The sequence below is a fragment of the Paenibacillus sp. FSL R5-0470 genome, from assembly GCF_037975205.1.
GTDB lineage: Bacteria > Bacillota > Bacilli > Paenibacillales > Paenibacillaceae > Paenibacillus_AQ.
In genome coordinates this window covers 3729231-3752757 of record NZ_CP150238.1, presented here as the reverse complement: position 1 = coordinate 3752757, position 23527 = coordinate 3729231, and the positions used below count along the sequence as shown (strand labels likewise).

The window sequence follows — 23527 nt, the reverse complement described above, 5'->3', positions numbered from 1 at the left end:
GGTATGGAAATGGAAGTATGGGGGAATTCGATTAGGATCGTTCGTGGAGAACCTGATCGGACTGGTGATATCTTGAGGCTGCTGCAGGAAGCAGCAAATTGGATGGAACGAAATGGGATTAAGCAATGGACCCCCGGCCAATTTAACGAGAATGATATCACAGGCTATTTCACTGATAGGCATGTTTATCTTGCGATTAACGATGAAGCAGTAGTTGGAATGTTCACATTACAATTTAGTGATCCTCAATACTGGGGAAGCAAAAACGATGAGTCTTATGCATATTTGCATAGATTAGCTGTAGCGGGTTCACACCGCAGTCAGGGACTTGGTCAGCATATGCTTAAATATGCTGCGGTGCGAGCCAAAGAACTTGGCTGCAGAGGACTCAGATTTGATACCGTCGCACATAACATTAAACTCAATCGTTATTATCAGAGCATGGGTTTTCATTACATGGGTACTAACGATATGGGAAATGGTCGTTTAGTGAACCTGTATGAGCATTTTGAGGAACAACCTGATTCCGATCGTCTGATTCTTAGATTTATTTCTGAATCGGACTTTGAGCACCTGAAACGATGGAGTGTCTCACCTGAGTATCTGAAGCAATGGGCTGGACCTTCACTAACTTTTCCTCTTGACGATGACCAGCTTACTAAGTATTTAGATGGGGCTAATCATCCAGCGAATTCTGATCGCCTTATTTTCTGTGCGGTGCATGAAGCTACTCAGCAGGTCGTGGGACACATCAGTTTTTCAGCCATAGACCGGGCGAATCGATCTGCACGTATTGGCAGAGTAGTAGTAGATACTGATTATCAGGGCAGAGGCTTTGGAACAAGGATGATGAATGAAATGCTCCGGATCGGATTTAAGAGCTTGGATCTGCATCGTATTTCTCTGGGAGCTTTTGCTTTCAACACCGTTGCCCTGAAAACCTATGAAGCATTGGGCTTTAAGCGGGAGGGTGTAGAGCGCGAATCAGCGCTGTTTGGGGAGCAATATGTAGATTGTGTGGAAATGAGTATTTTAGATCGAGAATGGTTAGCGCTCCATGAATCATAAAGGTTAACTTCTAACAACCGAAGGGGCTGTTGCTCTGGTCATGTTCGACCAGGACAACAGCCCCTTTTTATAAATATAAGAATATATAGGTTTCACACTATACATTATCCTTATATTTCTCACATAAACGCTTACCGTCCATTTGGGACGCCGAAGGCGTTTTTGCTTGAAATAGTATTTATATATATAATGGTTTTATGAAGGGAGAACTTCCCGTAGACGTCCTGTCTTCTCATAAACATCCTGAAACAGACGGGAGGGTTGATTTCGAACCGCTGGCTTAGGAGCTACGGTCTCATTGGGCCCAACAACTACGATATTATTAATACTTCCCTTGACGACAGCACCATCCTTAATAATGGCACCTTCGCCAATAATGGCATTTTCGATCTGTACTCCACGTCCGATTCGAACGCCAGGCATAATAACGCTTTGTTTAATTTGGCTCATTTTGCCAATTTCCACACCGTTGAAGATTACAGAACGTTGCAAGCTGCCTTCTTGCGTGCAGAATTCATTCACGAGAGAGTCCGTTGATGGAATCTGAACACGTGGTTTATGAACAGCAAGCTTAGTCCGGCGACTCCGGCTATACATCGGCCAATGAGCTTTGTCGAGCTTCATGCCATTGTTTTTTTGCAGAAGATCCATATGTGCTTCCCAGAGACTACCCACAGTACCTACATCTCTCCAGTATCCTTTGAAGCGGTAAGCGAATAAATCATCATTCTGATCAAGCATCGTTGGTATAACGTCTTTACCAAAGTCATGACTGGAATTCGGATTAGCTGCATCCCGCAACAAGTGCTCCTTCAGATAAGCCCACTCAAACAGATATATACCCATAGAAGCTAAATTACTTTTAGGTACTTTTGGTTTTTCCGCAAACTCAGAGATTTTTAGTTCATCATTTACGTTCATCACTCCAAAACGACTAGCTTCATCCCAAGGAACCTCCATTACGGAGATGGTGGCTTTTGCAGCCTTCTCTACATGGTAATCCAACATTTTTCGGTAATCCATATGGTAAATATGATCACCGGATAGAATGAGAACATGTTCTGGATTACGGCTATCGATATACTCAATGTTTTTATAAATTGCATCAGCAGTTCCTGTATAGCTGTCTCTGCCTTCAACACCGGAAGGAAGCAGGGTGACACCTTTATCCTTTTGACTATGTAAGCCCCAAGGTTCACCTTCACCGATGTGTTCATGTAAGGATTCAGCTTCATATTGCGTCAGGACACCTACTGTATCAATTTTAGAATTTACACAATTACTTAGTGGGAAATCAATAATTTTATACTGTCCACCGAAAGGGACTGCAGGCTTAGCCATACTGGAAGTCAAGGGAGCCAATCTGCGGCCTTCCCCTCCTGCCAAGAGCATGGCGATACAATCTTTTTTGTTATTCATTTGTTATCCCTCCCATTTATTTTGTCAATGCTTGATATATAAACTCACGACAAGCACTTGAAACGACATAGGTGAAGTATATTGCTGTGTAAAAAGAAAAATTACAATTAATATTTCTTTATCAGAAAATCTTTTGTTTTCACATCAAATCATTTTCAAAATGGTAATATTCGGGTAATGTAATAGGTACAAGCATTCAAAAAAGGTGGTGTAGAATTGGCTGAAAAAGCAACAATCGATACCCTTCCGTCAGCATCTGATATTTATTTGTTCCATGAGGGCACCAATTATCGCAGCTATTCTATGCTGGGTGCGCACACTGCCGCTGAAGAAGGCGTTACGGGCGTGCGCTTTACCGTGTGGGCTCCTCATGCGACATATGTAGGACTAGCTGGTGATCATAATGGCTGGGATGGAACGCAGGACATGGACTCGTTATATAAGATACCCGATTCAGGATTTTGGAGTCGTTTTTTTCCGGGAATACAGCCGGGAACTTTTTACAAATACAGGATTGTTGCCAGTGATGGCTCCAGCTTCCTAAAAGCGGATCCTTTTGCCTTCAAAGCTGAGGTTCGACCGGCGACTGCATCCGTTGTTACGGATCTCAGTGGTTATCGTTGGGGAGATGCTGCATGGCGGAGAAAGAGTAAAGCTCCATATCATCAACCGATGAACATTTATGAGATGCATTTTGGAACTTGGCGTCAAAAAGAAGATGGGGAATTTTACAGCTATCAGGAAATGAATGAATTATTAATTCCTTATTTGGTGGAAATGGGTTATACCCATGTTGAGTTTATGCCGCTTGCTGAGCATCCATACGATTTGTCATGGGGCTATCAAGGTACGGGGTATTTTGCGGCTACGAGCCGATATGGTGAACCCCATGAGTTGATGTATTTAATCGATCATTTGCATCAAGCTGGAATTGGTGTCATTCTGGATTGGGTTCCGGCTCATTTTGCAAAGGATGCACACGGTTTAAGAATGTTTGATGGCTCGCCACTTTATGAATATGCAGATCCAATGTTAGCGGAAAAACCAGGCTGGGGAACCCTATCGTTCGACTTCAGCAAGCCTGAGATTTCTTCGTTCCTCATTTCTAATGCACTCTTTTGGTTTGAGTATTATCATATTGACGGGATGCGTGTAGATGCGGTTACCAGCATGCTTCGTCTCGATTTTGAAAAACAAGCTCATCAATATCGACGCAATGTGAATGGTGGTCTGGAGAATCTAGAGGCCATCAAATTTATTCAGAACCTGAATAAGGCGATATTTCAGTACTATCCTAAGGCATTAATGATGGCAGAAGAATCTAGTGCGTGGCCTGGAGTTACAGCGCCAGCTCATGAAGGTGGCCTCGGTTTTAACTACAAATGGAATATGGGATGGATGAATGACACATTGGGCTACATAGAACATGATTTTTGGGGGCGCCCTCATCATCATAATTTATTAACATTTCCAATATGTTATGCTTATGCCGAAAATTATGCATTACCGTTATCACATGACGAGGTTGTACATGGCAAGAAGTCGTTACTGGACAAAATGCCAGGTTCTTATGAACAAAAGTTCGCAGGACTTAGACAACTGCTCGGTTATCAAATATCCCATCCCGGAAAGAAACTTCTGTTCATGGGAGGAGAATTTGGTCAATTTATCGAATGGAAGGATCAGGAGCAGCTGGATTGGCTACTGCTGGACTATGACAGCCATCGCGGCATGCTAGCTTACACAGCTGCACTTAATAAACTGTATCGCTCGGAGAAAGCCCTGTGGGAGCTTGATCATTCCCAAGAGGGTTATCAATGGATTGATGCTGATGACAATGAACAAAGCGTAATTTCATATCTGCGTAAAGGCAAGAAGCCTGGAGATACGTTGCTGTTTATCATCAATTTTCAACCTGTCCAGCGTCAACAGTATCGTATAGGGGTTCCACGCCCAGGGACCTATGAAGAACTTTTTAGCTCGGAAGATGTAGCGTTCGGAGGTTCGGGTATACACAATTTGCCTCAGAAGAGCAAAAAGTTAGAATGGCATAATCAGGTGAACAGTATAGAGCTAACATTACCGCCTCTTAGCTTCCTGGTGTTTAAGAAAACGTCACGAGTGGGTAAGAGTAAAGAGGCAAATGAGTCATAGATTAAAGAACGAATAGAGAATCCGTACACTTTAAAGGGGGAAATAATCATGAAAGTTTTATTTGCCGCAGCTGAAGCTCATCCATTTATCAAAACGGGTGGTCTGGCCGATGTCATTGGGGCATTACCTAAAGCGCTGAAGGGTGCCGGGGTAGATGTACGAGTGATTTTGCCTAAATATCGTGGGATTCCAGAAAAGTTCACTTCAAAAATGGAGCATTTAACAGAAGTGTATGTGCCAATCGGTTGGCGTAATCAATACTGCGGGATCGAACATATGGTTTATGACGGTATTCCCGTTTACTTTATCGACAATGAATATTATTTTGGACGGGACGGAATCTACGGATATATGGACGATGGGGAACGCTTCGCGTTCTATAATCGTGCGGTGCTGGAGTGTCTGCCAGCTATTGATTTTCAGCCGGACGTCTTGCATTGCCATGATTGGCATACGGCTGTAATCCCAATGCTGCTTCAGGGTCATTATCGACACAATCCATTTTACAGCGAAATGCGAAGTGTATTTACCATACATAACCTGTTGTATCAGGGTGTGTTTCCATATGAGGTGCTTGGGGAGCTATTGGGTCTTGACAGCAGTTATTTTGGAGGCGTGGAGTATTACGGGAATGTGAATTTCTTAAAAGGTGGCATTGTATACAGCGACCGTGTCACCACAGTAAGTCCAACCTACTCGGAAGAAATTCGAACACCTTATTATGGTTACGGACTGGATGGATTGTTGAATGCGCGAGCGGATGTTTTGAGCGGTATTGTGAATGGAATAGATACAAAAAGTTATAATCCTGCAACAGATACAAGTCTTGCTACCCGTTATCGTTCTAATCTGGCGAAGAAAACGGAGAATAAATTAGCCTTGCAGGAGGAATTAGGACTACCTGTGGATGCTAATATTCCGATGGTGGCTATGGTTACTCGTCTTGTGGATTCCAAAGGTTTAGATTTGCTTACGCGTGTATTGGATGAGCTATTGTATAAGGATGACATTCAATTTGTTCTGCTTGGAACTGGGGATGAGTCCTATGAGCGATGGTTTAAGGAAGCGGCTTGGCGTTATCCGACAAAGCTATCTTCACAAATCCTCTTTAATGATGCACTCTCACGCAAAATATATGCTGCTAGTGATATCTTTCTTATGCCTTCCAAGTTTGAACCTTGCGGGATCAGTCAACTTCTCGCTTTACGCTATGGTAGCATACCTGTTGTGCGGGAAACTGGTGGCCTGAATGACACTGTTCAAGCTTATAATGAAGAATCCGGTGAAGGAAACGGCTTTACGTTTAGTAACTACAACGCCCACGATATGATGTTTACGCTTCGCCGGGCGATCTCATTATACAAGCAGCCTGAACACTGGAAAAAGATTACGAAAAACGCATTCGCTGGCGATTATAGCTGGAATGTATCGGCGCAACAGTACATTGATATTTATAATGAAATTACGGAATAAGGATTCATTAGATTCCGTAATAGGTTAATAAGGGAGTGCACTGAAGTATAACTCATACTTTAGTGCACTCCTTTTTTTTGATGAAAATTAGGGGCGATTTGCCGCATGATTTGGTTAAGTTAGGGAATAGTAAAAATGTATAAAATTATATAAAATTTGAATAAATGTTGAATAATATGTTTCAGAAGAATGAATTCTTTGCTTTGAAACCCAATAAAAGGAAGTTATTGTCACAATTATGCCTTTGCATATTCATGCGTTCTGATTTATAATAAGTCGGTCAAAGAGACAACTTGGATTTTTTTCATACGAATAGGGGAGATATAGAAATGAACAAATGGGGTAAACTTAGTTTAGGTATGTTATTAGCAGTAGGCCTGTTGTCAGGCTGCGGTCAAAATAAAAATGATAGTGATACCGCTGCAAGTGGAAATGCAACTAACGGTGGGGCTACTAAGAAGCTTACTATGGGCACAAGTGCAGATTTTCCTCCGTACGAATTCCATAAAGTAGTAGACGGTAAAGATACTATCGTGGGCTTCGATATCGATATCGCTAAGGAAATTGCTGCTGATATGGGTGCTGAACTTGTAATTAAGGACTTGCCATTCGACTCACTATTGAACGAATTGTCCAGCGGAAGAGTAGATATTGTAATTTCTGGACTTAGCCCGACGGAAGAACGTAAAAAAGCTGTTGATCTTTCAGACATTTATTACAAGGCTGAGCAAGCAATTGTTGTGCGCGAAGCGGACAAAGATAAATACGCCACTATGGATGCTGTAAAAGGTACCAAAATTGGTGTGCAGACTGGTTCCATTCAAGAAGAAATTGCTAAAGGGATCGAGGGAGCGAAAATCACTTCGCTTGGTAAAATCTCCGAAATCGTTCTACAATTGCAATCCAATCGTGTAGATACTGCTATCATTGAAGGTCCCGTCGCTAAATCATTCGTTAAGAATGTTCCTGGTCTTGTAATTACTGATGCTAAGCCAGAAGTTGAAGATGACGGTTATGCTATTGGTATTAAAAAAGGAAATAAAGAGCTACTGGATCAAGTAAACAGCACACTGACACGTTTAAACTCAGAAGGTAAAATTGATGAGTACGTAACGGCAGCTAGTGAGCTTGCAGATAGCACGAAGTAAAGAAACAACGGATATTTTTAAAGTCTGCTAAAGTAAATTGTATGTGTATACAGAAAATAGCGACAATAAGCTATTTTCTATTTTTTTGGAGATGGGAGGAAAGGTTATGGACATTACTTTATTTAAAATGGCTTATGATTATCGTGATTTTTTCCTAACCGGTTTGCAGTATACCTTGCTGCTTGCTGTTTTGGGCGTCTTCTTTGGTTTTATTCTAGGGATTATTGTTTCCTTGCTACGTATGTCCAAATGGGGTGTGCTTCGCTTCTTGGCAACAGCCTGGGTAGAATTCCTTCGTGGTACACCTATGCTTGTACAACTGTTTCTGATCCATTATGGATTGGCTACATTCGGGATTGAATTTACACCGATTCAGTCGGGGGCAATCACTTTATCCATTAACAGTTCTGCTTACCTTGCAGAGATTTTCCGTGCTGGGATACAAGGGGTAGATCGTGGACAAATGGAGGCAGCCCGTTCGCTTGGAATGAAGCAAGGGATGACTATGCGCCATATCATACTCCCGCAGGCACTCAAGAGTGTTCTTCCGGCAATTGGAAATGAATTTATCACTATTATCAAGGAATCATCGATTATTTCTTTTATCGGCGTTACGGATTTGATGTTTCAAGCACGTACGGTTACAACGATTTCTTACGATGGTATGACACCACTTGTAATTATCGCATTTATGTACTTTGTGCTGACATTTACGCTATCGAAGATCCTAGGTAGACTGGAAAGGAGGCTGAATACCGATGATCGCCGTTAAAAACTTGCAAAAAAATTACGGAAAGCTGGAAATTCTCAAGGGAATTGACTTGGAGATTCATAAAGGTGAGGTCGTCGTCGTTATCGGACCGAGTGGATCGGGTAAAAGTACCTTTCTGCGCTGTTTGAATCTCCTGGAGCAGCCAACTGGTGGCGAAATTACTTTTGAAGGTGAATCTATTACCTCCAAAAAGCACGATATTAATGTCACACGTGAGAAGATGGGAATGGTATTTCAGCAGTTTAACCTCTTTCCTCACAAAACAGTTCTACAGAACATTACACTAGCACCGATTAAGGTGAAAAAACAGCAGCAGTCCGAAGCTGATAAATTCGCAATGGAGCTGCTCAAGACTGTAGGCCTAGAAGATAAAAAGGATGCATATCCTGCTCAGCTGTCCGGAGGACAGAAGCAGCGGATCGCGATTGCCCGTGCGCTGGCGATGCAGCCTCATGTGATGCTCTTTGACGAGCCAACCTCAGCCCTTGACCCAGAGATGGTCGGTGAGGTGCTGGAGGTTATGAAGAAGCTTGCAGAAGATGGGATGACAATGGTCATAGTTACGCATGAGATGGGCTTTGCACGCGAAGTGGGCGACCGTATTCTATTTATGGATGGCGGCGTGATTGTAGAGCAAGGTACACCTGCACAAGTATTCGGAAATCCACAGCATGTACGTACACAGGATTTTTTAAGTAAAGTGTTATAAGTAAGTCAAATTGTAGCGGCGCTCGGGCAAGTTATCCGGGTGCCGCTTTATTTTTTTAACAGTTGCGTAATTTTGAGGATATAATGGACTGAGTTCATTTATTTATGTAAACCATGTATAATAGATGGTCAATCAACTTGAAAAGGAGTACATACATAATGAGAGATGATCTGCGCCGGATAGGCATTATCGATATTGGTTCTAACTCCATACGTCTTGTAATCTATGATACAACGCCGGAGGGAGGCTATAAGATCATCAAGGAGTGTAAGTACTCTGCACGTCTTAGTGAGAAGATTACGAAGGAAGGTCAACTGGAGCAGAAGGATATGGAGACGATCATCCCAGTCTTGCGCCAGTTTAAGGAGATCTGCAATGCTTTTGATGTAGAGACCATTCGTGCGGGCGCTACAGCGGCAATCAGAAATGCTGCTAACTCCAGTGAAATTATTGCCTTTTTGTCAGAAGCTTCAACCATACCCATTGAGGTTATCAGTGGTCATCAGGAAGCTTACTTTGGCTTCTTAGGTGTCATAAATGCATTTAATGTTGAAGATGGTTATGTCATCGATATTGGTGGCGGGAGTACTGAAATCACACTTTTTCGCGGGCGGCGTTATCAACATAGCATTTCCTTTCCGTTCGGAGCGGTGAATACCAATCTTATGTTTGGTCAAGGCGGGAACTGGAATGGAGAGCAGATTCAGAAGCTCGAGACCTATGTTCTGGGGAGATTGGTAGAGCATGATTGGCTCAACTCAACAGCAGGTCTTCCATTGTTTGGTCTGGGAGGTACGGTTCGTTCTCTAGGTAAGCTGGATCAAAAGACTAGAGCATACTCATTACCTAACTCTCACGGTTACACCATGGCCAGTGAGACGATTGAGCATTTTATGAACACATTACCTTCAATGCCTTATGATAAGCGTAAAGATTTAGATGGGTTGTCTAAGAGTCGAGCAGATATCATCGTATCCGGGTTGATTATTTTCCATACGGTATATCAGTATATTGGGGCTAGCCAGGCTGTAATCAGCGGGGAGGGGCTCAGGGAAGGTATGCTACATGATCTACTGAAGCCGGAGCAACCGGTGCGAGACAGTGCGCTTGAATACAGTTTAAATACGATTATTCGGTTTGATATTCGTACTTCTAAACGGTATTTAGATCATATTAACAAACTTGCTCTAAGTCTGTTTGACGCGTTCAAGGATGAGGAGAATAAAGCTGAACATGAGATGTTAATTTATGTATCCATCATGCTACATCGGACAGGGTCTAACATTAACTATTATCAATCTAAACGACACACCCTGTATTGGCTGATGAATTCACCGATTCGTGGACTGACACACCGCCAGCTTATCCTGTGCGCGATGATTGCCTCGTATAGCACAAAAAGCCGGAAGCAGAAATTGTCCCAGATGTATAAGGACATTTTACTGCCTTCCGACGAAGAGTGGATTCATAAGCTCGGATCGCTTGTACAGCTTAGCATTGCACTAGACAGCACCGAGATCGGGATTGTAAGCGGCCTGAAGGCTAATCTCCACGGCAATACTCTTAATCTGGATCTTGAGGGCGCTTCAGCGCTTCTGATTGGTCTAGAGGACATTGAGAACGCCTTGAAAGCATTTAAGAATGCTTGGGCGGTGAAGGTAAAACTCGATTTTCCTTCCAACGTGTAACATCCATTGCTGCGAACTGGCTCCGGAAAGGGGCCTTTTTGTCGTCTGGTTGCTCGTAATACCCATTAGGCTGTAAGAAGCTGGCTTTCACATTATCTTTAAGGGATAGTTCAAGAATCTTTACGATTTGTTTACGAATATTGCTGTCTCTTACCGGACACATCAGCTCGATCCGTCGGGTTAGGTTTCTAGTCATCCAGTCTGCACTGGATAAATACACCTCAGGCTTCCCGCCATTTTCAAAATAGTAAATTCTTGAATGCTCCAGAAAGCGGTCGACAATACTGCGAACCGTAATGTTTTCGCTCAAGCCTTCAATCCCCGGACGAAGACAACAAACCCCCCGAACGATTAAATCGATAGATACACCGGCCTGTGCGGCACCATATAAATCGTCGATGACTTGTTGATTAGAGAGTGAGTTCATTTTGGCAATGATACGTGCAGGTCTTCCAGCTGCAGCATGCTCCGCTTCACGCTTCATTAGCTTTTGTAAGGAAAGGCTCATGTCCGTTGGAGCTACAATGAAGGAATTCCAGTCAAAATCAGCGGAATAGCCAGTCATTTGATTAAACAGCTCGGAAGCATCAAGTCCGATATCGCTTTGAGCAGTAAATAGACTTAGATCCGTGTAGACTTTGGCGGTACTGTCATTGTAATTTCCTGTGCCTACATGCACGTAACGACGTAATTCATGGCCTTCCTGACGAACAATCAAGGTGACTTTGGCATGTGTTTTGAGTCCAACAAGACCATAAACGACATGGCATCCGGATTTTTCAAGTTGGCGAGCCCAAGCGATGTTCCGTTCCTCATCAAATCTGGCTTTTAACTCAACAACCACTGTTACCTGTTTTCCGGATTCAGCAGCATTAGCGAGTGCAGTGATCAGAGGAGAGTTTCCGCTCACGCGGTATAAAGTCATCTTAATGGCCATCACTTGTTCGTCCTCTGAGGCTTGAATGATAAAGTCCGTCATCGCATCAAAGGATTCGTAAGGGTGGTAGACCAGAACATCCCGCTCACGTAATACCTCGAAGAAATCCTCGTTCTCTTCAAATTCAGCAGGGTAGACGGGTTCAATGCTTGGATAGTTTAAGTAACTAAAGCCCTTAATACTGCCGGCGAAATTACGAAGGAAACTTAGATCTAGCGGACCTTCAATTTCGAATACGAAATCTTCAATTTCAAACTCAGCTTGCAGCTGTTCCAAGGCATATGGATGAATTCCTTTTTGTACTTCAAGTCTTGCTGGAACACCGCGGCGACGCTTGCGCAGCTCCTTTTCAATCTCTTCTAGAAGATCCTCGGCCCCTTCTTCGTCGATCGTGAGATCAGAGTTGCGGGTCAAACGAAATTCACTAACAGCAACGGGCTCATAACCACTAAATAAAGTTTGAATGTGATGACGGATGACATCCTCTATAAATACGAACTGCCGTTTCTTACTGTTAGACCGGTGTGGTAGCGGGATACATCTTGGCAGATTAGATGGAATTTGCAGAATAGCAAAAAAAGGCTCTTCTTCAAGGCCATTCTTACGAGTAAGAACTACTGCTAAATAGATAAATTGGCTATGAACGAGTGGAAACGGTCGACTCTGATCTACAGCCATTGGTGTAAGTACAGGATAAATGATATCCCGGTAATATTGTTCTATGGACTGTTCTTGTGCATGAGTGAGATCCTCATAATCCACAAAAACGATACCTTCTTTATGCAAACTCCGTGAAATATCACGGAAAATCCGGTATTGGTCGGCAACAATTTTGGTAACTCGCTTGATGAGACGTTTGTATAGCCCGGAAGGGGTGTAGCCAGTGAAATCTTTTTTAGTATAGCCTGCCCGGATTTGATCTTGAATTCCTGCCACTCGAACGCTTATGAATTCATCAAGGTTGCTTGAGACGATAGCCAGAAATCTAGCCCTTTCCATTAGCGGATTATCAGGGTCTTGAGCTTCTTTCAGCACGCGTCGGTTAAATTCGATCCAGCTCAAATCTCTATTGAGGTAAGCAGTGGCTGGGCTGCTTTGGTTGTTTTTATTCTCTTCTGTATTCATGGGACCTCCAAATATGATTCGTTGTCTATATCTATTCTATTTATCATATTCTATCATTCTACTATTGGATAAAGCATGAAATGTTAACGCTATGTAAAATCTTCGGGAATTTTATATGATAATTTTTAAAAATGGTGCATCTATCTTTTAATGTAGTTAACATAATGAAAAATATGTTAACCATAATCCGAAAAAATGACAATATTGAAACTTGATTTTTCACAATGGTAACAATTACATAAGCACAGGTTACAAAATTGTGATATATTAAGTCCTGTCAGTTTTACAAAAGACTGCAACACATCAAGAAATCACACACGGGTTGTACATAAGTACTTAAAATGTACACGAGCGTATACGGAAGTGATACCGTTCACGCCCATCTAATGAGGAGGCAATTATGAAGAACAGATTTAGAACAATTAAAACCCTTGCTGCAATTATGGGAATCAGTGCATTACTGCATGCCGTTCCAGCTCATGCAGACAGCGTTCATATCGCTAAGGACGGCAACACTTTTTATACTTTATCCAAGCAATATAATGTAGGTATGAATGAATTAATGAAAGCAAACCCAAACGTTGCAGCACTTAACATTTACGAAGGTCTTGAAATTACTATCCCTAGTAAGATGCAAGCTGAGTCCGTAACTACAACTGACAAATCACCAGTGATTACACCAAGTCTGAATGTAAACTCAGAGTCCAAAACAGTTGAAGCATGGGGTAAGTCCTTTAATTATGACAAATCGATTCAAGTCAAAGCTTCAGCTTATTCTTCTGCAAGCAGTGAGAACGGCGGATGGGGTGCAGTAGATTATTTCGGAAATCCTCTCAAGCTTGGAACTATTGCTGTTGATCCAAATGTGATTCCTCTCGGTACCAAAGTATTGGTGACAGGCCATTCACATGATGGATTGCCTAAAGATGCATTCTTAGCAACTGCAACGGATGTGGGCGGTGCTATAAAAGGCAATCGTATCGATATCTTTATCCCTGGTAGCCAAAGCTTTGTATCATCATTCGGTTATCAATATGTACAATTATACATTGTTAAATAGATAGATAAAAATAGAGAGAATACCTATGAGATATGAAAAGTTCTAAAATAAGGTTACACAGGAAACGGAGGAAGTCCTTAGCGGCTGCCTCCGTTTTTTGCGTATTATAAAATATATATTTGGGGGTAATTTATTTACTTTTGGACACTTGTAGTAATTGAGGAACGGTAACGAAAGTATAGCCCCGCTTGCGCATAATAGTGATTACTTCAGGTAAAGCCTGAATCGTTCCCTGTAGATGACTACCTGGACCGCCTCCACCGTGCTGAAGAATAATCGCTCCTCTCCCAATATGGGCTAGAATATTATTTCTGACTTGGTTTTTGGAAAGTCCTTTCCAGTCCAATGAGTCCACATTCCAATTCACGAGCGTGTAGCCATGGCTTTTTGCCCATTTTAGCTGCTGTTCACTGATATCCCCATAGGGTGGGCGAATTAGTCGTGGTTTATATCCGGCCAAGGTTTGTATAATATCCTCGGTCTTTATGATTTGTGATTGAAAATCATTCATCGCAAGCTTCACAAACTGAGGGTGGTTATACGAGTGATTTCCAATCGCATGTCCTTCTCTAATCATTCTTTTCACCAAAGCTGGATGTTTTTTTGCTCGGCTTCCCACCACAAAGAAGGTTGCTTTGACATTGTATTTTTTCAGGATGTTAAGCAATTGGGGGGTAAATCTTGGATCAGGAACATCATCAAAAGTAAGTGCTATGACTTTATTCCGAGGTCCACTAGTCTTAAAAGTCTCTGGGTATTTGTGTAACAGCTGACTTAATGTCAGACCTTTAGTGTTTTTATTGCTGTTAAGTGACGAACTATTTGTAGCAGCGCTACCTGCTGAAATTGCCGTATCTTCGTCTGAAGCGGGTACACTTTGTGTTTGTTCTTGCGGAGTCTTCTGACTCTGTACAGGCGCTGACGCAACCTCTGAAGAATAGGTTGGGAATAGCATAGTTATGATTGTTCCTAATATTATGAGCAGTTTCTGACCTCTCCGTTGAAAATACATCCCCATCTGCCTCCTTTACTACCTGATCACCGTCATATTCTTAATTGTTATCTCCATAGATGGGTAGATTTATGCTGATAACAATACAGTATTGGTTAAGATTTCTTGAAGGAACCAATGCGTGTATACTAATAGAACGGGGAATTCCCGAGTCAATTATAGATTACGGAAGGATGGAGACATGAATGTCTGATTTGTTTGCACCGTATGAATTGAAGGGGTTATCGCTGAAGAATCGTATTGTCATGCCACCTATGTGTCAGTATTCGGTGGATAAAGAGGATGGCATCCCTAATGATTGGCATTATGTTCATTATGTAAGCCGTGCTATTGGCGGCACAGGATTTATTATCGTGGAAATGACTGGCGTACATCCAGATGGTAGAATCACTAATCGAGATACAGGAATCTGGAGTGATTCGCAAATTGAAGCTTATTGTAGAATCACGGATGGTGTACATGCGTATGGATCAAAAATCGCTGTTCAATTAGGACATGCTGGACGAAAAGCTGTGGATGCAGAGCCGCCAGTGGCTCCATCAGCAATTCCTTTTGATGCTAATTTTAAAACTCCACAGGCCCTTTCTAAAAAAGGAATTTCAGAATTAATTGAGGCCTTCCGTGAAGGGGCGCGCAGAGCTATAGAGGCAGGATTTGATACGGTCGAAATTCATGGTGCACATGGTTATTTAATTCATCAGTTTCATTCTCCATTGACGAATACCAGAGATGATGAATATGGACAAGATCCTGCGTTGTTCGGAGAACAGGTAGTTAAAGCAGTCCGAGAAGTGGTTCCTGTAGACATGCCATTGATTATGAGAATATCTGCGAAGGAATATGTAGAGGGTGGATATGATGCTGCATACGCTCTGGATATTTGCCGACGGTATAAGAATGCTGGAGTGGATCTGTTCCATGTTTCTTCTGGAGGAGAAGGTCCTATAGGTTCAAATGGAGGGCCGGGTGCAGGCCCTGCTTATCAAGTGGATCTGGCAGAGTTTATCCGTAGTGAATTACAGGTGCCTGTAATTGCAGTGGGGCGGCTTGAATCCTTTACTGAGGCACAGTCCATCGTCGCGGAAGAACGGGCAGAGCTGATAGCCGTTGGCCGTGGGATGTTGAGCGATCCCTATTGGGCTTTACATGCGGAAGAGGCGCTTGGAAGCGTACGTAATGTACCCAAACCTTATGAACGCGGGATCTGGAAAAAGGGATAGCGCGCTTTGAATGTGAAGTTTGTCACAGATTTTATGCTCCTTCTAAGGCAATCTTAATAAAGATAAAATTTGAAGGAGCTTGATAACGTGGGGATGGTTTTAAGTAACGATCGGCTAACTGACGGAGTGTACCACCTTAAAGTTGAAACGAATAGCGGCGGTGAAATGGGTCAATTCTACATGTTACGGGCATGGGATGCTTATCCGATCCTTTCCAGACCGTTAAGTATACATGAAGTAAAAGAAGATAGTGTCGAATTTTTATATCACGTAGTGGGGGAAGGCACTGAGATATTTTCACGGTTGACTCCTGGTGACTCAGTGGAGCTTGAAGGGCCTTTTGGCACGGGATTCCCACAGGTCGAAGGCAAGGTTGCACTTATTGGTGGCGGAATCGGAATAGCGCCGCTATATTATTGTGCAAAGCAGCTGCCTAGTTGTGATATCTTTCTAGGTTTTAGTCGGGAAGCTTACCGGACAGAAGCTTTTCGTCCATTAGCAGCCGAGCTTACAGTAGATGTAGGCGGATTTATTTTGGATCGTGTGGATTTTAGTCAATATGATCATGTTTTCGTTTGCGGCCCACATCCTATGCTTAAAGCTGCACAGCTTAAAGGCGTAGCGGCCGAAGAGGCGGGTAGCAATACAAAAGTTTATCTCTCTCTAGAGAATCGAATGGCATGCGGCATTGGTGCCTGTCTTGTTTGTAGTGTTTCTTGTCGTGATGGTCAGCGAAAAGCCTGTGCAGACGGACCCGTGTTCCTTTCTGAGGAGGTGATTTTTCATGACTAAGATGAGTACAACAATTGCAGGCGTTCATTTTAAAAATCCGATTGTAATGGCTTCAGGAACATTCGGCTTTGGTCGTGAATATGGAAAGCTGTATGATGTATCTTTGCTAGGTGGAATCTCAGGGAAAGGGCTCACCCTCCATCCAAAAGCAGGTAACCCTGGCACTCGAGTTTATGAGACAGCCTCTGGCATGCTGAATAGTGTAGGATTGGAGAATCCCGGTGTAGCTGCGTTCTTGGAAAAAGAATGCCCTTATTGGGAAACACTCGATACAGCCCGTTTGGTGAATCTTGGCGGCGGGACGCTTGAGGATTACGTACTTGGAGCAGAAATGATCCAGCGTGATGCAGATCTTCGATCAAGCGCAGGTAAACCAGCTGTTGATATGATTGAGTTGAATATTTCCTGTCCAAATGTAAAAGAGGGCGGAATTGCATTTGGAATCAAGACTTCAGAAGCGCAAAAAGTAGTACAAGCTGTTAGACGTGCCACTAAGCTACCACTTGCGGTAAAGCTGTCTCCAGGTGCTGAGAATATCGTTGAGATGGCGCAAATGTGTGAGGCAGAGGGAGCAGATGCTGTCTCGCTGATCAACACCATTTCCGGGATGAAAATTGATGTGCGACGGAGAAGTAGTGTATTTAATAACTTGTATGCCGGACTGTCCGGACCAGCGATTAAGCCAGTTGCTTTGCGCATGGTGCATCAAGTCGCACAAAACATATCTATTCCAGTAATCGGAATGGGGGGCATCACCACAGCTACTGATATTATTGAATTTATTATGGCAGGTGCTTCGGTAATCCAAGTAGGAACCTACAATTTCATGAATTTGAGAGCAGGTAGCCAGCTTGTTGAAGAGCTTGAGCAATTCATGGTTCAAGAAAATATTCAATCCTTGGATGAAATACGTGGCATTATATAAAGTGGAGTAGTGAGGAGATACTATTGACTTCTAACAAGATTAACCCTGAGGATATTGAGCTGACGGCGACGCCTGTCGGACGTGATCTCTTACTCGTAATTAGTGGGGGCGTTCGTCATATTGGAGCGGCAAGTACTGCGTATTTAAATGGAGAGCGGGTGGAAGTGCAGACCTCTGCGGTTCCTCATCATAAAGAGCATACGATAAGCGAAGATATTGCCATTAGGGTAGCTGAGGCTTTAAACAGGACGGTCACAGTGGTTATGGGCATTCATTACGACGATCTCACGAAAGAAGGTATTAAAGAGGTCGTTGAGATCGTAAATAATAAAGTAATTCAATATTTAGCGCAACAAATGTGAAACGGGATTGGCAATTCTGCGTAAAAGATATCAAGTGAGTATTTAAATTATCTTTTGGAGGAATGAAACCATGTCTATATTTAAAAGATTGCGCGATTTAACAATGTCTAACGTGAATGCGATTATCGACAAAGCAGAAGACCCGATTAAGATGACCGATCAGTACATTCGTGATATGACCGAAGATTTGGAAGATGCAGAAAAAGCGGTAGCGGCTCAAATCGCTATTGAGAAGAAGTTCAAGCAGCTGTATGAAGAGCAGGAAGCACTTGTTAACAAACGTACGCAACAGGCACATGCTGCAGCTCAAGCTGGTAATGTTGACCTTGCTCGCCGAGCTCTGGAAGAGAAGAAGGCTGCTGAAGCTAAACTGGTAGAATACAAAGCTAGCTTCGATCAGAACAAAGCATCTGCGGATAATCTTCGTGGGAAGCTTGACGAAATGCGTAAGCAACTTACTCAAATGAAGAACAAACGTGAAACCTTGGTTGCTCGTTATAATGCTGCTAAAGCTCAAACCGAAATTAATAAAGCGATGAGTGGTTTCAGCTCTGATTCCGCATCTGCTGGCCTGAAACGTATGGAAGAAAAAATGCTGCAAGCAGAAGCTCAAGCCGAAGCTAGCAACGAGATGAGCTCGGGCAACAAATCACTTGATGATGAGTTCGAGAAGTTGAACAAAGATCAAGCAGTAGAAGATGAATTGGCTGCTCTGATGAAACAATACGAGAAGCAATAACATTTGATCTTAGCCGTTTCACGGCTGATGTTCACAGGCGAAGGGGAGACAGGAATATCGTTTCCTCTTCGCTTTATCTATGCTTATGACAGCATGCAAAATGAATAAGCGGGGGCTATTAGAATGGATTTCCATATCCTGGTGTCCATGGTCGTGTGGACAGTGAGCGGCGCGGTGTTGCTGTTTGTGCTGATGTTCGTAGATTCACTCTTCACTCGATACAATGATTTAGAAGAGTTAAAGGCTGGAAATATGGCAGTTACTACACGTTTTGTAATGAAGCTATTGGCACAGGCATTCATTTTATCATCATCGATAGCTGCTTCTAACAGCCTGCCAGATGCTTTGCTGATCTCGATTGTATCTTTTTTTCTTTTGCTTATTTTGGAAAGAACGGTCCGTCTCCTCTTGGCTAAATGGGGGAATCTGGATCTGGATCATGGTACACAGCTTGGCAAAATCGGGTACGGCTTATTATCAGGCTCACTGCAAATTACGGGAGCTTTAATTATTTCTGCATTTATGTAGGGGGAACGATCAAGTTGAGTATATGGAAACGTATAGGTAATCTTTTCTCCAAACCAGCGGCTCAGGAAGTTCAGAAAAGTATGCTTAATTTGTCTCCCGGAGACATCTGTGAAGTATCGCTCGTTACCTACGAGGTTACCGGCAGGACCCATAATCGTGGACGAAATGCGGTAGTGCTGACATTAAGAGATGGTAGTCAAATTGCCTATTTGCATATTGAGGAGCGGGAACAGCTGCAATATGGTTTATATAAACCTATTGATGGGCGCTTAGATAATCCTGCTGAGGTTCCAACAACACTTGAACTGGACGATTATACATTTTTTCTGGAGGAAGAGTATGAAGGATATGTTGCTGCCCTAGGCCAAACCCCTTTTATGAATGGTGGAGAGCAGCATGTATGGCAATATCAGTCAGATGATTCTCGGCTTCTGCGTGTAGAATGGCAACATGGACGGTTTATGCTGTATGAAGGGGAGAAAGTAATTCCTGGTGATGTGAAGGTAATTAGAGCATCCTAGACATGAATCGTAAGAGATGTGATCTTGAGATCGCATCTTTTTTTTGTAATTACGTAGATGAAATCGGTGAAGGATTTAATGTCGTTTCCACCATTCATTTTACTTCAGGATAGCTCATGTTAAAATAGTACCTATTGTACTGCAAAAATGGACGATTTAGAGCGGAGGTATGGTATGAAGGATCATAAATTTCAGCGCAGAGCGCTTCAAGTAAAAGAGGCACAGGCAAAAATAATCAAATTTGCGAATCTGCTAGAGTCACAGGAGGTTTCATTGAATGAGGTCTGTGGACGTTATTTGGCTGAGGAAGTGATTGCGCCACATTCTTTTCCCGCGTTTAACCGTTCTAGCATGGATGGATATGCAATTATTGCAGCAGATACAAGGCACTGTGTAAATGGACAAGTCGTATGGTTAGAAATGGTGGACAATATTCCATGTGGCGCTGTGGCATCGGTAGATATAACTTCGGGAACAGCAGCAAGGATAATGACTGGAGCACAAGTGCCGTCAGGGGCAGATACTGTAGTTATGCTAGAAGTAACGGAGACACGTGAGGAGGAAGGAAAGACTTACGTAGGTATTCGAAAGAACCAGGAAGCGAACTCTAATATTACACCGATGGGGCTGGAGTTAAGCTCTGGTGAGCTAGTGCTGCCAGCGGGGCGATTAATCTCTGCCGGGGATATAGCTGTTCTGGCAGCGTTTGGCATACATACAGTGAAAGTCTATCGTCAGCCTAAGGTAGCTATCTTTGCGACAGGCACAGAGCTGCTAGAGGTACATGAACCACTACAGCCTGGCAAAATTCGAAACAGCAACTCACCCATGCTCGAAGCTTTAGTCAAAGAGGCAGGTGGGGAGCCCGTGATGCTGGGATCTATTGTGGATGATCTGGAGCTGGCTCGAAGTAAAGTACAGATGGCGCTGGAAACCTATGATTTTGTAATCACTACGGGTGGAGTATCGGTAGGAGATTATGATATTATGGGCGATTTGGTTCGTGAACAGAGTGGAGATATGTTATTTAATAAAGTGACGATGCGTCCGGGGAGTGTAACCACTGCTGCTGTTAGAGGTGGTAAGCTGCTGTTAGCCCTATCAGGTAATCCAGGTGCTTGTTTCGTTGGTTTTCAATTGTTCGCACGTCCGGTTATCAGATTAATGCAGTGTGTGTCACAGCCGTTCTTACCAGAATGGAGCGCCACACTCGGTGCAGATTATAACAGAGTGAATGAGTTTACCCGATTTGTTAGAGCGCGATTAGAGATCCGTGAAGGCAGCCTTTATGCCATTCCAGCAGCGATAGACGAATCTTCCGTGATGGTCACGATCAAGGATAGCGATTGTCTGATTGTTGTTCCACCAGGGGATCGAGGCTTATCTGCGGGTGCTAAAGTGACTATTATCAAGCTTCCGGGAGAAATACGGGGATAGGATAAAGGTAAAATGCTTTTTGACATTAACAATAGGACGGAAATAGCTAATTATCTAATATGCCAACGATATTATTTACAACATTTCAATATATGAAAAATTCACAATAGAAAAGCTGATAATTCAACATAATGCTAATCTGATCAGTCTTTCTAAACCATGTAAAAAGAGAGCCGGCCACACCTTTTCCATAAAAATCGGATAGGGTATGGCCGGCTTTTCGCAAAAAATTAATTATCCAAACGGCGTTCAATCGCCTCAGACATCGTTTTGTCCGTGAGATGAGCATAGATCTCGGTTGTTTCTGTCGAAGCATGCCCGAGCTGTTCTTTCGTTTTATAAATATCGTTTTGCAGATAATAGTCTGTTGCAAAAGAGTGACGAAGCTTATGTACCGTTAGATAGGGCTTACCAAAGCGTTTTGCATATTTAATAATCATTTCTTGAATGGCTCTTTTGGTCATGCGTTTGCCTTCTTGCCGTCCATTGGGCAAAGCGATAAATAAAGCTTTTTCCCTCTTCGGCGTTTTATAACGGGATTGACGTAGGCTTAAATAAAGAGCTAAATCCTCTTTAGCTTGTTCTCGAAAATAAACAGGGGTTTTGAAGGTTTCATCATTGTTCCCTTTTCGGGTGACATAGATCAGCTTGTTGTTAACATCCAGATCATCTACGTTTAGATTGACTACTTCGGATACACGAAGACCAGAATTCAGAATTAAGCTGGCAATACAAGCATCGCGTTCACGATTTAATTGAAAGGAGTAATAGGCCTGCTTGTTTCCTTCAACATCTCGTCCATATCCTTCGAAAATGTACCCCACAAATTCCAGCAGTTCCTCATCCTCTAGAATCTTGCCCTTTAATTTAGCAGCAGTATCCTTAGGTTTATGCGTTCGTTTAACTTCAACCTTAGCCATAATGTTTCGCTTAAGCAATGGATAGAAGTTCTCATCCTCAGCGATTTGACTTAAATAATGAAATAAAGAGCGTAATGCGGAAAGCTTACGTGACACGGTTACACGTGTATTGGTTCCCTCAGCTCTGGTAGTGAGGTGTAGGCGGTATCCAACAATACTATCCATATGCAGGGTCTCTAATTCCAGCAGTGTGATCTCTGTGTTGGAGCTGGCCTGTGAGAGACCCTCAGCACGCAGCCATCCGAAAAAGGACTCATAGTCCCGAATATATTCCAATAGGGTGGAAGGGGATAGATCAGGACGCTTATAGTCAATAAACTGCTGAACGAACCAAGGCATGAGAGGTAGCTTTAGATCCAGTTTTTTACGGTCATCGTTCTTTTGAACGCTCATGTGATTCACCTTTTCCATAGTCTGCATATTATTTCTTCTTTCTATCTTACCATGTTTTGTCCAAATATAAGAAAGTATAAGTTTCACACCATACTTTATGCCTTATATTTCTCGCAGAAACGGAAACCGTCCCAATAAGGACGGTAAAGCCGGTTCTTCTTGTCCCATGGCTTTGTTCAAAGCTAATTACAAGTGATGAACTTGCTCCTGAAGTAACTAAGTTATATGATGTGTAGTAAACATAAATGGCAGAGGTGCACGAAATGGAACTTGGAATGGAGCTGGTTCCCAAAGAGCGGAAACAGACGATAAGCAAACTAATGCAGTACTATTTATATGATTTCACCCGTTATCTGGAGCTTGATGTAGATCAAGATGGAGTATATCCAGCTTATCCGGGATTAGAATCATTTTGGAGTAGTGGCAACAATAAATTTGCGTATTTGTTCAAAGTAGACGGGAATATTGCCGGATTTGCTTTGGTAGAACGGTTGTTGTATGATCCCGAAGGGCAATTTTACATGACTGAGTTTTTTGTGATGCAAAAATATCGCCGGAGCGGTGTGGGGACCTGGGCCGCGCATAAATTGTTTGATATGTACCCAGGCGACTGGAAGGTGTCACAGGTACGCGCGAATACGCCTGCCCGTAATTTCTGGCATAGAGTGATTGGAGAGTACACAAATGGAGAATTTAAAGAGCGTTTTAATCCGCCTCAAGGAAATCCGAGTCAATACTTCAATACATTAACTAATAATAAGGTTAATAATTATAAAGGTAACAGCGATGATGTAGTCATGAAAAATTAATGGTTATCTCACGATAATTAAGATAAACGCGAAAAAGTTTACATAATAATTATTATGTAAACAAAAAACGAATAACCTAACAGCCTTAACAGGAATGTTGGGTTATTTTTGTTCATTTCACCCAAGCACAGAGTGGGATTTAGCATATCTTATGGTGTACTCAATTACAAAGGAGGAGTTAAAATGGGCGAATTCGCAGGAGGATATGGTGGATTTACTTCCACAGGAGCGATTCTGGTTCTGTTTATCCTGTTGGTTATCATCACTAAAACTCTTTGTCTGTAATCCTTTAACATCATGAAGTTTGGTTCCGCCA

At 42.6% G+C, this 23527-nt stretch carries 21 protein-coding genes and 1 pseudogene; 18 read left to right on the top strand and 4 right to left on the bottom strand.

What is annotated here, in order from left to right; genetic code table 11:
- Positions 1-9: 9 nt before the first annotated feature.
- Positions 10-1068 carry a GNAT family N-acetyltransferase gene (locus MKY99_RS16430; RefSeq protein ID WP_339265048.1) on the top strand — a complete coding sequence of 353 codons (1059 nt, stop codon included), beginning with the start codon at positions 10-12 and terminating at the stop codon, positions 1066-1068.
- A 195-nt stretch (positions 1069-1263) separates the two neighbouring features.
- On the opposite strand, the gene MKY99_RS16425 is transcribed toward MKY99_RS16430, so the two are convergent.
- The gene (locus tag MKY99_RS16425) at positions 1264-2487 is read right to left on the bottom strand and encodes a glucose-1-phosphate adenylyltransferase (protein WP_076283564.1); all 1224 of its coding nucleotides are present in this window, start codon (positions 2485-2487) and stop codon (positions 1264-1266) included.
- 216 nt (positions 2488-2703) lie between these two features.
- Between MKY99_RS16425 and glgB the strand changes: the two genes are divergently transcribed.
- From glgB to MKY99_RS16395, 6 genes and pseudogenes are all read left to right on the top strand, one after another.
- Positions 2704-4641 (top strand): 1,4-alpha-glucan branching protein GlgB, encoded by a 1938-nt coding sequence (gene glgB, locus MKY99_RS16420; RefSeq protein WP_339265046.1) that lies wholly within the window; start codon positions 2704-2706, stop codon positions 4639-4641.
- Between the two features lie 48 nt (positions 4642-4689).
- On the top strand, positions 4690-6114 hold the full coding sequence (gene glgA, locus MKY99_RS16415) for a glycogen synthase GlgA (RefSeq protein WP_339265044.1): 1425 nt from the start codon (positions 4690-4692) through the stop codon (positions 6112-6114).
- 329 nt (positions 6115-6443) lie between these two features.
- Positions 6444-7262: a transporter substrate-binding domain-containing protein gene (locus MKY99_RS16410; protein WP_042188769.1), complete on the top strand. Its 819-nt coding sequence runs from the start codon at positions 6444-6446 to the stop codon at positions 7260-7262.
- A 139-nt stretch (positions 7263-7401) separates the two neighbouring features.
- Positions 7402-8034: pseudogene (locus tag MKY99_RS16405) on the top strand (amino acid ABC transporter permease); the annotation flags it as partial.
- Positions 8021-8743, top strand: a complete 723-nt coding sequence (locus MKY99_RS16400) for an amino acid ABC transporter ATP-binding protein (protein WP_042188767.1) — start codon at positions 8021-8023, stop codon at positions 8741-8743. The pseudogene MKY99_RS16405 and the gene MKY99_RS16400, both read left to right, overlap by 14 nt.
- A 158-nt stretch (positions 8744-8901) precedes the next feature.
- On the top strand, positions 8902-10431 hold the full coding sequence (locus MKY99_RS16395; protein WP_339265041.1) for a Ppx/GppA phosphatase family protein: 1530 nt from the start codon (positions 8902-8904) through the stop codon (positions 10429-10431).
- Here MKY99_RS16395 and ppk1 read toward each other — a convergent pair.
- A complete protein-coding gene (gene ppk1 / locus MKY99_RS16390; RefSeq protein WP_339265039.1) occupies positions 10379-12493 on the bottom strand; it encodes a polyphosphate kinase 1 in 2115 nt (704 codons plus the stop codon). The two genes, MKY99_RS16395 and ppk1, sit on opposite strands and share 53 nt — an antisense overlap.
- Positions 12494-12893: 400 nt before the next feature.
- Here ppk1 and MKY99_RS16385 point away from each other — a divergent pair, with 400 nt between their 5' ends.
- Positions 12894-13553, top strand: coding sequence for a 3D domain-containing protein (locus MKY99_RS16385; protein ID WP_339265037.1), 660 nt, complete (start codon positions 12894-12896; stop codon positions 13551-13553).
- Between the two features lie 130 nt (positions 13554-13683).
- Here the strand turns inward: MKY99_RS16385 and MKY99_RS16380 are convergent, their stop codons facing one another.
- Complete coding sequence (locus MKY99_RS16380) at positions 13684-14565, bottom strand: polysaccharide deacetylase family protein (protein WP_339265035.1); 882 nt, start codon at positions 14563-14565, stop codon at positions 13684-13686.
- A 185-nt stretch (positions 14566-14750) separates the two neighbouring features.
- On the opposite strand from MKY99_RS16380, the gene MKY99_RS16375 reads away from it, so the two are divergent.
- The 8 genes from MKY99_RS16375 to glp all read left to right on the top strand — a co-directional run bounded on the left by MKY99_RS16375 (position 14751) and on the right by glp (position 21089).
- Complete coding sequence (locus tag MKY99_RS16375; RefSeq protein WP_339265033.1) at positions 14751-15785, top strand: NADH:flavin oxidoreductase/NADH oxidase; 1035 nt, start codon at positions 14751-14753, stop codon at positions 15783-15785.
- A gap of 87 nt (positions 15786-15872) precedes the next feature.
- Positions 15873-16577: a dihydroorotate dehydrogenase electron transfer subunit gene (locus MKY99_RS16370; RefSeq protein WP_339265031.1), complete on the top strand. Its 705-nt coding sequence runs from the start codon at positions 15873-15875 to the stop codon at positions 16575-16577.
- Positions 16570-17502 (top strand): dihydroorotate dehydrogenase, encoded by a 933-nt coding sequence (locus tag MKY99_RS16365; protein WP_076283571.1) that lies wholly within the window; start codon positions 16570-16572, stop codon positions 17500-17502. The genes MKY99_RS16370 and MKY99_RS16365 overlap by 8 nt, the downstream gene beginning before the upstream one ends.
- Before the next feature lie 23 nt (positions 17503-17525).
- Positions 17526-17864: a hypothetical protein gene (locus MKY99_RS16360; protein ID WP_081382772.1), complete on the top strand. Its 339-nt coding sequence runs from the start codon at positions 17526-17528 to the stop codon at positions 17862-17864.
- Positions 17865-17934: 70 nt separating this feature from the next.
- Positions 17935-18603 carry a PspA/IM30 family protein gene (locus tag MKY99_RS16355; RefSeq protein ID WP_042188756.1) on the top strand — a complete coding sequence of 223 codons (669 nt, stop codon included), beginning with the start codon at positions 17935-17937 and terminating at the stop codon, positions 18601-18603.
- Between the two features lie 123 nt (positions 18604-18726).
- Complete coding sequence (locus tag MKY99_RS16350; protein ID WP_094869154.1) at positions 18727-19131, top strand: DUF350 domain-containing protein; 405 nt, start codon at positions 18727-18729, stop codon at positions 19129-19131.
- A gap of 14 nt (positions 19132-19145) precedes the next feature.
- Entirely contained in the window at positions 19146-19652 is a 507-nt protein-coding gene (locus MKY99_RS16345) for a DUF4178 domain-containing protein (protein ID WP_042188751.1), read from the top strand.
- A 174-nt stretch (positions 19653-19826) separates the two neighbouring features.
- Positions 19827-21089 carry a gephyrin-like molybdotransferase Glp gene (gene glp, locus MKY99_RS16340; protein WP_339265027.1) on the top strand — a complete coding sequence of 421 codons (1263 nt, stop codon included), beginning with the start codon at positions 19827-19829 and terminating at the stop codon, positions 21087-21089.
- A 230-nt stretch (positions 21090-21319) separates the two neighbouring features.
- Here glp and xerS read toward each other — a convergent pair whose 3' ends face one another.
- Entirely contained in the window at positions 21320-22402 is a 1083-nt protein-coding gene (xerS, locus tag MKY99_RS16335) for a tyrosine recombinase XerS (protein WP_339265025.1), read from the bottom strand.
- Between the two features lie 263 nt (positions 22403-22665).
- On the opposite strand from xerS, the gene MKY99_RS16330 reads away from it, so the two are divergent.
- Entirely contained in the window at positions 22666-23211 is a 546-nt protein-coding gene (locus MKY99_RS16330) for a GNAT family N-acetyltransferase (protein WP_339265023.1), read from the top strand.
- A 183-nt stretch (positions 23212-23394) separates the two neighbouring features.
- The gene (locus MKY99_RS16325; protein WP_197069683.1) at positions 23395-23496 is read left to right on the top strand and encodes a sporulation protein YjcZ; all 102 of its coding nucleotides are present in this window, start codon (positions 23395-23397) and stop codon (positions 23494-23496) included.
- The last annotated feature ends 31 nt before the right edge of the window (positions 23497-23527 follow it).